1 rRNA gene (only partly in view) is annotated in these 260 nt (G+C 51.9%); it reads left to right on the plus strand.

Annotation, left to right across the window (positions count from 1 at the left end):
• Positions 1–260 (plus strand): 23S ribosomal RNA (locus ACP69V_RS15825) (its annotated part extends past both window edges: 551 nt to the left, 263 nt to the right); the annotation flags it as partial.

Below are 260 nucleotides of genomic sequence, written 5' to 3' on the forward strand. Positions count from 1 at the left end.
GTGGATTGGAGTGAAAGGCTAATCAAGCTCGGAGATAGCTGGTTCTCCTCGAAAGCTATTTAGGTAGCGCCTCATGTATCACTGTAGGGGGTAGAGCACTGTTTCGGCTAGGGGGTCATCCCGACTTACCAAACCGATGCAAACTCCGAATACCTACAAGTGCCGAGCATGGGAGACACACGGCGGGTGCTAACGTCCGTCGTGAAAAGGGAAACAACCCAGACCGTCAGCTAAGGTCCCAAAGTTATGGTTAAGTGGGA

Origin of the sequence: Brevundimonas sp. PWP3-1b1, from assembly GCF_049896065.1 — a bacterium.
GTDB lineage: Bacteria > Pseudomonadota > Alphaproteobacteria > Caulobacterales > Caulobacteraceae > Brevundimonas > Brevundimonas intermedia_B.